The following is a 10719-nucleotide window of genomic DNA, read 5'->3' as shown; positions in this document are numbered from 1 at the left end:
GTTCAGGGGTTCAGGGTCACGTTGGCAGTCGCGGCCAGCATCCGCCCGAGGGTGAGCCAGTTCTCGCGTACGGCCGTGCCGGCTTGGTCGGCTTGCCCGGCAGCGCAGAATCCGATGATGCGCTCGTGGTCGGCAACGGATGCCCGCCCCGCAAGGGAGGAGAACCGGGCGCGTTCCAGGCGCCTCAGGGTGGGCGTGACCTGCTCGAGCAGTGCCGGCAGCAGCTGGTTCGCGCTCGCGCGCACCGCGACGTCGTGGAAATCGTCATCCGCGGCGATGGCGGCATCGACGTCGTTCGTCGCCAGGGCGAGCCGGAACCGGTCGTTGGCCGCCTTCATCGCGGCGATGTCCCCGGCGGTGAGCTGGGCGACCGCCTCGCGCGCGGCGAGTTCGTGGAGCGCTGCGGCGATCGCCTGCGCGTTCAGTGCCGTCCGTTCGTCCAGCGGCGCGACGACGGTCTGTCTGGCACGCTCGGTTCGAACGAGACCTGCGGTTTCGAGCCGGGCGATGGCCTCGCGGATCGGCGTGCGACTGACCCCGAGCCAGGACTCGAGCTCGGCGTCACGAAGCTTCTCGCCGGGGGCGAGCGTTCCGTCGACGATCGCGGTGCGGAGTGCCTCGTAGGCATAGTCGCGCAGGGAGGCTGGTCGATGCAGCGCATCGGGAACGGGAACCGGCATGCAATATATTAGATATTGCCAGTGGCGCCCTGTCAAGTGGCCGCCGACCCGCCTGCACCAAAAACCGCCCCCGACTGTGGTCGGAGGCGGTTCAGGTCGTGATCGGTTTCGGGGCTAGGCGGACTTCTCGACGCGGCGGGCGGCCTTGTGCAGCACGATGGCCGGGGCGGCGTTGTCGAGCACGGCAGCCCTGGTCACGATGACCCTGGCGACCTCGCTGGAGGACGGCACCTCGAACATGATCGGCCCGAGGACCTCTTCCATGATCGCGCGGAGGCCCCGGGCGCCGGTCTTGCGCAGCACGGCGAGGTCGGCGATGGCCTCGAGCGCGGGCTGCTCGAAGTCGAGTTCGACGCCGTCGAGCTCGAACATCCGCTGGTACTGGCGCACGAGGGCGTTCTTCGGAACCGTGAGGATCTGCATGAGGGCGACCTGGTCGAGCTGGGTGACCGTCGTGACGACGGGCAGCCGGCCGATGAATTCGGGGATGAGTCCGAACTTGTGCAGGTCTTCGGGGAGGACCTCGCTGAAGAGGTTCACATCGTCACCCTTGCTGTGTAGCGGGGCGCCGAAGCCGATGCCCTTCTTGCCAGCACGGGTGGAGATGATGTCGTCGAGTCCCGCGAACGCGCCGGCCACGATGAACAGCACATTGGTCGTGTCGATCTGGATGAATTCCTGGTGCGGATGCTTGCGCCCGCCCTGCGGGGGCACAGACGCGACGGTTCCTTCCAGGATCTTCAGCAGAGCCTGCTGCACGCCCTCACCGGACACGTCCCTGGTGATCGAGGGGTTCTCGGCCTTGCGGGCGATCTTGTCGATCTCGTCGATGTAGATGATGCCCGTCTCGGCACGCTTGACGTCGTAGTCGGCGGCCTGGATGAGCTTGAGCAGGATGTTCTCGACGTCTTCGCCGACGTATCCGGCCTCGGTGAGTGCGGTCGCGTCCGCGACGGCGAACGGCACGTTGAGGCGCTTGGCGAGCGTCTGGGCGAGATAGGTCTTGCCGCAGCCGGTCGGGCCGATCAGGAGGATGTTGGACTTGGCGATTTCCACGTCGTCGTGGATCGCGTCGGCGGCGGTGAGCGTGGCACGGGAGCGCACGCGCTTGTAGTGGTTGTAGACGGCGACGGCCAGTGCGCGCTTGGCGGCTTCCTGGCCGATGACGTATTCCTCAAGGAACCCGAAGATCTCCTTGGGCTTGGGCAGTTCGAACTCGCCCGTGGTCTCTTCGGCGCCGGCCTCGGCCAGGCGTTCTTCGATGATCTCGTTGCACAGCTCGACGCATTCGTCGCAGATGTAGACACCGGGACCGGCGATCAGCTGCTGGACCTGCTTCTGACTCTTCCCACAGAAGGAACACTTCAGCAGGTCGGCGCTTTCGCCTATTCGGGCCATCCGTCAGCCTCCTCCATCGGTCGTGCTGGTAACGCTTGTTTCGCTGAACCGAGCCTAGCCTCTGGGGGTGACACTGGGGTGCAAGCGACGCGGATCGGTGGAAACCCGTAATAATCCCCCGCGGGTGGGATATCGCGCGGCGCCCGACCGGCGAAAACCGGAACGCGGCGGCCTGCCGGTGCTTGCGCATCCGACCGGCCGCCGCGCGGGCGACAGGAGAACGGGGACCTGCCCCGTCGCGAAAGGGAACTGCTACTTGACGAGGACCGGAACGTTCTTGCGGCTCGTCAGGATCTGGTCGATCAGGCCGTATTCGAGGGCCTCGGGGGCGCCGAGGATCTTGTCGCGGTCGATGTCCTTGTGGACCTGCGCCGAGGTGCGGTTGGAGTGGTGCGCGATCGTCTCTTCGAGCCAGTCGCGCATCCGCTGGATCTCCGCTGCCTGGATCTCGATGTCGGAAGCCTGGCCGCCGCCCTGTCCACCGGCCGAGGGCTGGTGGATGAGGATGCGTGCGTTCGGCAGCGCGAGGCGCTTGCCGGGCGTTCCGCCGGCGAGCAGCACGGCGGCGGCGGACGCCGCCTGGCCGAGGCAGACCGTCTGGATGTGCGGACGGATGTACTGCATCGTGTCGTAGATCGCCGTCATCGCGGTGAAGGAGCCACCCGGTGAGTTGATGTACATCACGATGTCGCGGTCAGGGTCCTGGCTCTCGAGCACGAGGAGCTGGGCCATGACGTCGTCAGCGGACGCGTCGTCGACCTGGACGCCGAGGAAGATGATGCGGTCCTCGAAGAGCTTCGCGTAGGGGTCCTGGCGCTTGTAGCCGTAGGCCGTGCGTTCTTCGAAGGTGGGGAGGATGTACCGAGACTCGGGAGCCTGCGGTGCGCGGCCACCGGCCTGGTGACCAAAATTCGTGAATTCCATGTCGTGTACGCCCGTCCTAGATCTTGTTCACTGAGTCGTCGGTGCCGCCGCCACCGATTACTTCCGACGCGGAGCCGCGCAGGTGGTCGACGAAGCCGTAGGTCACGGCTTCCTGGGCGGTGAACCAGTTGTCGCGGTCGTTGTCGATCAGGATCTGCTCGACCGACTTGCCGGTCTGCTCCGCCGTGAGTTCCGCCATCCGCTTCTTCATGTCGAGGATGACCTTCGCCTGCGTCTGGATGTCTGCCGCCGTGCCGCCGAAGCCGCCGGACGGCTGGTGCAGCAGGACCCGCGCGTTCGGCGTGATGTACCGCTTGCCCTTGGTGCCGGAGGACAGCAGGAACTGGCCCATGGAGGCCGCCAGCCCGATGCCGACGGTGACGATGTCGTTCGGTACGAACTTCATCGTGTCGTAGATGGCCATGCCGGCCGTGATCGAGCCGCCGGGCGAGTTGATGTACAGGAAGATGTCCCGCTCAGAGTCCTCCGCGGCGAGCAGCAGGATCTTGGCACAGATCTCGTTGGCGTTCTCGTCCCGGACCTCCGAACCGAGCCAGATGATGCGGTCTTTCAGCAGTCGGTCAAAAACGCCGGGTGTTGGGGTCATATCGGCCATGTCGCGCTCCGTTTCACTTGTCGCTTGAGATTGAATCTATAGGAGCCTGAGAGCCAGAACGGCCGTGTTCGCCCTCGGCAGATTGCGCGGCTCCCCCGCGCCCGGGAACACGGAAGGGCCGGACGTCCTGAGACGCCCGGCCCTCGTTCGCTGGAGTACAGCGGGTGCTGGCAGCGGATGCTGCCCGCGGGTGTTACTTCTTGGCTGCGGCCTTCTTCTTCGGCTTCGCGGGGACCTCGGCGGCCTCGTCGTCAGCGTCTTCCGACGCGGCGGCTGCTGCGGCGTCCGCGGCGGGGTCGACCGTGACGGCGTCGATGTCGACGTCGACGGAGGTGGTCCCGTCCGCGGCGGCCTCGGGCTCGTCGCCCGCGATCGCGGTGAACTCGGCGAGATCGACGACGGCGCCGTTGCCATCAACGACCTCCGCCTTGCCGAGGGCGATCGCGAGGGCCTTGTTGCGGGCGACCTCTGCGACCATCGACGGGATCTGGCCGTTTCCGCTGAGCGCCTGGACGAACTCGCTCGGGTCCATGCCGTACTGGGCTGCGCCCTGGATCAGGTACTGGGTGAGCTCGTCCTGGCTGACCTGGACCTTCTCGGCCTCGGCGATCGTGTCGAGCAGGATCTGCTGGCGGAAGGTCTTCTCGCTCGACTCGGTGACCTCGGCGCGGTGCACGTCGTCTTCGAGGCGGTTCTCGCCCTCGAGGTGACGGCGCACCTCGTCCTCGATGATCGCGGTCGGGATCGGGACCTCGACGGAGGCGAGGAGCTGCTCGATGAGCAGTTCGCGAGCCTGGGTGCCCTGGCCGAAGATCTTGGAGCGCAGCGCCTGCGCCTTGAGGTCTTCGGTGAGCTCTGCGACGGTGTCGAATTCGCTGGCGATCTGCGCGAAGTCGTCGTCGACGGGGGGAAGCTCGCGCTCCTTGACGGCGAGGACCGTCACGGTGATCTCTGCGGTTTCGCCTTCGTGGTCGCCGCCCATGAGGGTGGAGTTGAAGGTCGTGGTCTCGGTCGCGCTGAGCGAGTCGAGTGCCTCGTCGATGCCGTCGATCAAGTCGCCGGTGCCGACCTCGTAGGAGATGCCGGTCGCGTTGTCGACCTCGACGTCGCCGATGGAGGCGACGAGGTCGATCTGCACGAAGTCGCCGGTCTTGGCGGGGCGGTCGACCGTGATGAGCGTGCCGAAGCGGCTGCGCAGCTTGTCGAGCTCCTCGGTGACGTCCTCGTCGGTGACCTCGGCCGTGTCGACGACGAGCTTGAGGCCGGAGTATGCGGGAAGGTCGATCTCGGGGCGGACGTCAACCTCGATGGAGAGCTTGAGGTCGCCGGAGAAGTCCTTGTCGGACGGCCACTCGACGATGTCGGCCTCGGGGCGGCCGAGCGGGCGGAGCTTGTGCTCGTCGACGGCGGCACGGTAGAAACCGTCGAGGCCTTCGTTGACGGCGTGCTCGAGGACGGCCGACTTACCGACGCGCTGGTCGATGATGGGCGGCGGAACCTTGCCCTTGCGGAAGCCGGGGATGTTGATGTCTTCGGCAATGTGACCATATGCGTGGGTGATGCTGGGCTTCAGCTCCTCCGGGGTCACCGAAATGGTGACCTTGGCGCGCGTGGGGCTCAGCTTTTCGACCGTGGACTTCACGTGGGTTATCTCCTGTGTTCGATCTGGTTCAGAGGGGGGTGATGGTCGGGGCGACAGGATTCGAACCTGCGACCTCTCGGCCCCAAACCGAGCGCTCTACCAAGCTGAGCTACGCCCCGGATATTGTCTCAACCCGTTGGAGTCAGCCTGACGCCACGCAGGTGCACGCGACAGCGGATTGACCTCGGTAAGTCTACTGCACCGACCGGATGCCCATGGCCGGTTCGCGTACGCGAGGTCGCCGTTGCTGTACTAAGGTATTTGAGTGCGCAGTTCGGCACTCATGGGGATGTAGCTCAATGGTAGAGCCTCAGTTTTCCAAACTGATGGCGCGGGTTCGATTCCCGTCATCCCCTCCATATCCGGTCATTCCCTTTCCGAATCCGGCAATTGCCCCGGCGCCCTATCGGTTCGCGAGGTAGTTGGCCAGTGCGGCGGCCGCAAGCGTCTTCGCGCCGTCCAGGTTGCCGGTCGGCTGCCCGTAGTGCTGCACGAGTACCCAGACACCGCCGGAGAGCACGTCGACCTCACAGGTGTCCCCTCCGCAGCCGGCGAATGCCTCGTCCCCGAGCCCGCTCACCGCTTCGAACCGGATGCTGGAGTTCGCCTTGTTCGGCGGTGACGCGTGCCACACCGATGCAGCGCCCGGCAGCACGGTCACGGACACGCCGCCGGAGAGTGCACCGGCGTCCCCGCTCAACCAGCCGCAGTGGAGAAGGCCTGCCCGGCTTTCTGCGATCGGCTGAACGCCCGATGTGTACGGTCCGGGCACTCCATAATCGGTCGACCGGGAGTCCGCCATGCCCACGGCATCCGCGAGGTCGGCCGCGGCGAGCAGAGCGTCACAGCCGACGCGCGGTGGGGGCGTCGTCGCCGGCACCGCGTCCGCCGTCTGAACGGCCGCCACAACGGTGCGAGCGAAGGTCACGAAGCTCTCCTCTGTGGGTTGCGGACTGACCGTCGCGTTCACCCAGGTGGTTCCGACCAGGATCTCGGCCCGGCAGGAATCGTGGTCCGGCGGGTGGCAGGCCACGTACGCCGTGTCTCCGAGGTCGACGGGGTGCAGTCCCCGCAGACCGTCGTCGGAATCGGGTTCACTCGCGGTGAACCCTTCGACGGCGTTGGGCAGGACACGGACGCTCACGCGCGGGAGCATCCGGCTGCCGTCGTCCGTCAGCGCTCCGGTGCCGTTGTCCGGGGCTGACCAGCTGCAGTCGACCAGGCCGCCGAGGGCATCGGCCGCGTCCTGCACGATGATCTGGGTGGCGCCGCTGCTCGGCTGCTGCTCGGCGGTGGGCCGGGTGGCCTGATCGAAGAGGCTGTTCGGCGGGAGTCCGAGCGCGGCTGCGGCCCGGTCGACCGGCAGGACCAGGCCACAGTCGAGCGCGACGGGCAGGGACGTCGGCGTCGCGGATGCAGTGGGTTCTGGCGAGGCACCCGGAGAGGAACCGCCGGAACCCTGCGTGCACCCGGCGAGCGTCACTACCGCGGTCAGGGCGCAGATCAAAGGTGCGGAGCGGACCAGTGCTGAAGCTGCGAGCGTCATGTGAATTCCCCCGCGATCAACCTACTCCGGACTGCTCCCCCGAGGACAGAACGGTCAGGAGTGGAGCATCAGGTTGACGAGCGCGACGACGCCGACGGTCACGATGATCACGCGCAGGAGAGTGGGCGGCAGGCGCCGCCCGACCCGCGCGCCGAGGAGGCCGCCGAGGCCCGCGCCGACGGTGATGAGACCGACCACGGCCCAGTCGATGGAGTCGCGCGCGAACAGGATGAAGATGATCGAGGCCATCAGGTTCACGCCGGTGACGAGGAGATTCTTCACGGCGTTGAGTGACCCGAGCGAGACCGTGGTGAGGATGCCGAGGGCGCCCACCACCAGGATCCCCTGGGCCGCGCCGAAATAGCCGCCGTAGACGCCGAGGATGAAGATGCTCACCATGATTCCGACGCGCCGGCCACGACCGCCGGGGATGCCGGCCGCCTCGGCAGTCGGCGCCGCCACCGCATCCGCTTCGCTGGCCGGCGCGGTTCGTGCGGCGATCCGGCGCTGAATCCACGGCCCGACGGCGACGAGGAGGATCCCGACGAGGATGAGGACAGGAACGATGGCCTTGAAGGCGCTGCTGGGGAGCACGAGCAGCAGGGTGGCACCGGCGAGGCCGCCGGCCAGGGCGACAGGGAGAAGAGCGAAGGCGAAACCGCGATGAGCGGCGATCTCGCGCCGGTAGCCGATCGTCCCCGCGACGCCGCCGGCCACGAGTCCGAGGTTGTTGGAGACGTTGGCGACGAGCGGCGGGTATCCCAGAAGCACGAGGATCGGAAAGGTGATGAGGGTCCCCGAACCGACGACGACGTTGATCATGCCCGCGGCGAAACCGGCCGCGGCGATTGCAAATGCCTCTGGCCACATGCCTCCCACCGTAGTGGGGGCCGCGCCCTACTTCAGGCCGAGGGTGTCGAGCGTCGCCCGCAGGGTGTCGGCAGAGTGCTGGAACAGGGCCTGTTCCGACTCGGAGAAGGGCACCTCGATCACCCGGGACACCCCCTCGGCGTTGACGACCGTCGGGACGGACAGGGCGACGTTGCTCACGCCGCGGTAGTCGGTCAGCACCGAGCTGATCGGGAGCACGGCGCCCTCGTCGCGCAGCACGGCCTCGACGATCCGGGCACCGGAGAGCCCGATCGCGTAGTTCGTGGCACCCTTGCCCGCGATCACCCGGTACGCGGCGGTCTTGACGTCCTCGGTGATGGCCGCGAACTCGGCCTCGGAGAACTTCTCGCGTCCGTTGGTCACCGGGGAGATGTCATCGGCGACCCATTGGTCGAGCGAGATCGGGCCGACCCTGGCCTGGGACCAGAGCGGGAACTCGGAGTCGCCGTGCTCGCCGACGATTGTGGCGTGCACGTTGGCGATCGCAACGCCGACCCGGTGCGCGAGCAACCAGCGCAGCCGGGAGGAGTCGAGAACGGTGCCGGAGCCGAACACCCGGCTGGAGGGGAGTCCGCTGAAGTGCAGGGCGGCGTAGGTGAGGATGTCGCAGGGGTTGGTCACGATCATGTAGACCGCGTCGGGGGCGCGCTTGATGAGCTTGGGCATCAGTTCGCGGAGGATTCCGACGTTGACGCCGGACATTTCGAGGCGGGACTGGCCGGGGTGCTGCCGGGCGCCTGCGGTGATCACGACCATGTTGGCGTCCGAGATCATGTCGAGGTCGGCACCGCCGGACACGCAGGACGCGCCGGTGAACTGGGTGCCGTGCGCGAGGTCGAGCACCTCGGCCTCGACCTTGGGCTCGTTGATGTCGTAGAGCACCACCTCGCGGGCCGACTGCCGGATCAGGGAGGCATACGCGAGGGAGGTGCCGACGGCGCCCGCTCCGATGATGGCCAGCTTGGAATTCTCGATTGCGCTCATGGTTCCAGTCTGCCCGCACCAGGACGCGTTCGCACCTGTTCCGTCAGATTAAACCGAATTATCTACGTTCAATTCGCCTCGTGGCAGCGGAATACTCAGCGCCAGCAGAATACTCAGTGCCAGCAGAATACTCAGTGGCGGAGGAAGGCGAGGACGGCGAGCACCCTGCGGTGGTCCGTTCCCGAATCGTCGAGGCCGAGCTTCTGGAAGATGGCGGTGACGTTCTTCTCGACGGCGCCGACCCCGATCACGAGCCGGGAGGCGATACTGACGTTGGTGCGCCCCTCGGCCATCAGCCCGAGCACGTCCCGCTCCCGGGGAGTGAGTCTCTCGAGCGGGTCGGTGCGGCGGCCCAGAAGCTCACGGACCACCTGCGGGTCGAGCACCGTTCCACCGGCGTGGATCCGCAGGACGGCATCCTGCAGTTCGTCGAGGGAGGCGACCCGGTCCTTGAGCAGGTAGCCGAGTCCTCCGTCGCCGGCCGCGAGGAGTTCGTGAGCGTATGTGGCCTCGACATACTGGCTGAGGAGCAGGATCCCGACTCCGGGGAGCCGGCGCCGCAGCTCGAGGGCGGCACGCACCCCTTCGTCCCGGAATGTCGGCGGCATCCGCACGTCGAGCACGGCGATGTCCGGCCGGAGGCGATCGACGTCGGCGAGCAGGCCGTCCGCGTCGCCATAGGCGGCCACGCAGTCGAACCCGGCCTCGTCGAAGAGCCGCACGAGCCCCTCACGAAGCAGGAGCGAGTCCTCGGCGAGAACGAGCCGGAGCGGAGCCGCGGATGCTGCGCTGGTCTGCTCTGGCGAGGTCACCCGTTCAGGATACGACGATCGAACCTGGCAGGGTTTCGGCCAGCGGGATGTGCGCACCGACATTCGTGGGACCTCCGGCCGGACTGTCGATCGACAGCAGGCCGCGCAGCCCCCGCAGGCGCTCGTCGAGGCCGCACAACCCGTGCGATTCGGTGAGGACGGCCCCACCGATGCCGTTGTCGATCACCCAGAGGTCGAGCCAGGTTGAGTCGTCGTCCGGCACCCGGCGCAGGGCGAGGTGCAGGCGGATGCCGCTCGCGCGGGAGTGCTTGGCGGCGTTCGTGAGGAGCTCGGCCGCGATGAAATATACGCTCCGTTCGATCTCGGAGGGCAGCCGCAGCCCCGGCTCGAGCTGGAATTCGAGAGCGACGGGAATGGTGCTCCTGGCTGCGAGGGACTCGAGGGCGACGGTGAGGCCGCGGTCCTGCAGGATCGGCGGGACGAGCCCGCGGGACAGCGCCCTGAGCTCCTCGAGGGTGTCGTGGGCCTGCTCCCGCGCCTCGGCGAGCAGCGCCCTGACGGCGGCAGGGTCCGTGTCGAGTTTGCGTTCGGCGCTCGCGAGGTCCATCTGCAGGCGCACGAGGCGTTGCTGGGGTCCGTCGTGGATATCGCGTTCGAGGCGGCGGAGGCCGCGGTCCTCTGCGACGACGGCCGCGCCGCGGGAGGCGCTCAGGTCGGCGACCTCGCGGGTGAGCGCCTCGGAGCGCCAGGCCCCGAGCATGCCCTGGCCGATGAACCGGTGCACGAGCACGAGGCCCCGGGTGACGTAGGGCAGCGTGGCGAGGAAAGCCAGGCCGAACGCGAGTTCGAGCAGGCTCTCGACGAGGTACGGGTTGCCGACGCCCTGGGTGCCCGGCAGGATCACCTCGCCGAGGCCCAGCAGCCCGGTTGCCCCCTCCTGGCCCTGCGGGATCGACCAGCCCCACAGCCAGAAGCTGACCCCGCCGAGGGCGATCGAGAGCCAGACGACGGTGACGGTCCAGCTCACGAGCGAGATCACGAAGTTCACGACCATGCCGTGCAGGAGGTAGAGCCAGTAGTGGCCGCCGACAAGCGGGCCCAGCAGGGTCCGAAGCGGGGTGACCGGCTGGCCGTCACGTTCCCACCGGGGAGGCCGGATGGCCGGTTGGCCGGCCCAGCGCAGGCGGGTCAGCTCCACGAGGCCGAAACCACGCGCGGCGTAGAGGGCGGCGACGATCACGAACAGCCCCACGAAGATCGCGACC

General features: G+C 67.6%; 10 protein-coding genes and 2 tRNA genes. 1 reads left to right on the top strand and 11 read right to left on the bottom strand.

Features of this window, described 5'->3' with window-relative positions; translation table 11 throughout:
- Positions 1 to 2: 2 nt before the first annotated feature.
- The 6 genes from QN345_RS10640 to QN345_RS10615 form a co-directional block, all read right to left on the bottom strand.
- A complete protein-coding gene (locus tag QN345_RS10640) occupies positions 3 to 680 on the bottom strand; it encodes a GntR family transcriptional regulator (protein ID WP_134559783.1) in 678 nt (225 codons plus the stop codon).
- Between the two features lie 114 nt (positions 681 to 794).
- Entirely contained in the window at positions 795 to 2078 is a 1284-nt protein-coding gene (gene clpX, locus QN345_RS10635) for an ATP-dependent Clp protease ATP-binding subunit ClpX (protein WP_322189746.1), read from the bottom strand.
- A gap of 252 nt (positions 2079 to 2330) precedes the next feature.
- Positions 2331 to 3002 (bottom strand): ATP-dependent Clp protease proteolytic subunit, encoded by a 672-nt coding sequence (locus QN345_RS10630; RefSeq protein WP_134447890.1) that lies wholly within the window; start codon positions 3000 to 3002, stop codon positions 2331 to 2333.
- Positions 3003 to 3018: 16 nt separating this feature from the next.
- Positions 3019 to 3618, bottom strand: a complete 600-nt coding sequence (locus QN345_RS10625) for an ATP-dependent Clp protease proteolytic subunit (protein WP_134447888.1) — start codon at positions 3616 to 3618, stop codon at positions 3019 to 3021.
- Between the two features lie 193 nt (positions 3619 to 3811).
- On the bottom strand, positions 3812 to 5260 hold the full coding sequence (gene tig / locus QN345_RS10620) for a trigger factor (RefSeq protein WP_134447886.1): 1449 nt from the start codon (positions 5258 to 5260) through the stop codon (positions 3812 to 3814).
- A 42-nt stretch (positions 5261 to 5302) separates the two neighbouring features.
- Positions 5303 to 5379 (bottom strand) — tRNA-Pro (locus QN345_RS10615).
- 166 nt (positions 5380 to 5545) lie between these two features.
- Here QN345_RS10615 and QN345_RS10610 point away from each other — a divergent pair.
- Positions 5546 to 5619 (top strand) — tRNA-Gly (locus QN345_RS10610).
- Positions 5620 to 5663: 44 nt separating this feature from the next.
- Here QN345_RS10610 and QN345_RS10605 read toward each other — a convergent pair.
- The 5 genes from QN345_RS10605 to QN345_RS10585 all read right to left on the bottom strand — a co-directional run.
- Positions 5664 to 6806, bottom strand: coding sequence for a hypothetical protein (locus tag QN345_RS10605; RefSeq protein WP_323508637.1), 1143 nt, complete (start codon positions 6804 to 6806; stop codon positions 5664 to 5666).
- Between the two features lie 54 nt (positions 6807 to 6860).
- On the bottom strand, positions 6861 to 7676 hold the full coding sequence (locus QN345_RS10600) for a sulfite exporter TauE/SafE family protein (RefSeq protein WP_134447882.1): 816 nt from the start codon (positions 7674 to 7676) through the stop codon (positions 6861 to 6863).
- Positions 7677 to 7703: 27 nt separating this feature from the next.
- The gene (locus QN345_RS10595) at positions 7704 to 8681 is read right to left on the bottom strand and encodes an L-lactate dehydrogenase (RefSeq protein WP_134447880.1); all 978 of its coding nucleotides are present in this window, start codon (positions 8679 to 8681) and stop codon (positions 7704 to 7706) included.
- 131 nt (positions 8682 to 8812) lie between these two features.
- Positions 8813 to 9493: a response regulator gene (locus QN345_RS10590; protein ID WP_241985044.1), complete on the bottom strand. Its 681-nt coding sequence runs from the start codon at positions 9491 to 9493 to the stop codon at positions 8813 to 8815.
- A 4-nt stretch (positions 9494 to 9497) separates the two neighbouring features.
- Positions 9498 to 10719, bottom strand: a 1222-nt coding sequence (locus QN345_RS10585) for a sensor histidine kinase (protein ID WP_323508636.1), incomplete at its 5' end; no start/stop codon positions are given.

The organism is Cryobacterium sp. 10I1, from assembly GCF_035019805.1.
Taxonomy (GTDB): Bacteria; Actinomycetota; Actinomycetes; order Actinomycetales; family Microbacteriaceae; genus Cryobacterium; species Cryobacterium glucosi.
Note: the sequence above shows the minus strand (reverse complement) of the source record. Positions and strands in the feature narration are given on the sequence as shown.

What these genes read in the sequence shown, in the direction of transcription:
- QN345_RS10605 (WP_323508637.1), bottom strand. Translation starts at nt 6,806, where the DNA reads ATGACGCTCGCAGCTTCAGCACTGGTCCGCTCCGCACCTTTGATCTGC.
- clpX (WP_322189746.1), bottom strand. Translation starts at nt 2,078, where the DNA reads ATGGCCCGAATAGGCGAAAGCGCCGACCTGCTGAAGTGTTCCTTCTGT.
- QN345_RS10625 (WP_134447888.1), bottom strand. Translation starts at nt 3,618, where the DNA reads ATGGCCGATATGACCCCAACACCCGGCGTTTTTGACCGACTGCTGAAA.
- QN345_RS10600 (WP_134447882.1), bottom strand. Translation starts at nt 7,676, where the DNA reads ATGTGGCCAGAGGCATTTGCAATCGCCGCGGCCGGTTTCGCCGCGGGC.
- QN345_RS10640 (WP_134559783.1), bottom strand. Translation starts at nt 680, where the DNA reads ATGCCGGTTCCCGTTCCCGATGCGCTGCATCGACCAGCCTCCCTGCGC.
- QN345_RS10630 (WP_134447890.1), bottom strand. Translation starts at nt 3,002, where the DNA reads ATGGAATTCACGAATTTTGGTCACCAGGCCGGTGGCCGCGCACCGCAG.
- QN345_RS10595 (WP_134447880.1), bottom strand. Translation starts at nt 8,681, where the DNA reads ATGAGCGCAATCGAGAATTCCAAGCTGGCCATCATCGGAGCGGGCGCC.